The 264-nt window shown below is 39.8% G+C and carries 1 protein-coding gene; it reads right to left on the reverse strand.

From position 1 onward, the window contains the following. A partial coding sequence (locus LI241_RS15655; protein ID WP_227151501.1) for a replication initiation factor domain-containing protein occupies window positions 1-264 on the reverse strand: 264 nt, incomplete at both ends.

Below are 264 nucleotides of genomic sequence, written 5' to 3' on the forward strand. Positions count from 1 at the left end.
CATGAGCCTTATCATCACGCAGTTGCATTTCTGTCCGTTTCCAACTGCCGACTTCATCAAGTGTCTTATTATATTTTGAACAGACTTCCTTATCCTTGTCATAAAAGCGGTAGGACAATCCCGATTTTCCAGCACCGATATAAACCGTTTTTGCGGTGTCGAAATCATCAAACTTGCTTTCATCAAAGTGGTAGCCCTCACTGTTGGAAATAAATTCCTCTTTTTCGCATTTCTTCTTTATCTGCTCTATGGTAAAGAATGGTT

Source organism: Longicatena sp. 210702-DFI.1.196 (assembly GCF_020563125.1).
GTDB classification, from domain to species: domain Bacteria; phylum Bacillota_I; class Bacilli_A; order Erysipelotrichales; family Erysipelotrichaceae; genus Longicatena; species Longicatena caecimuris.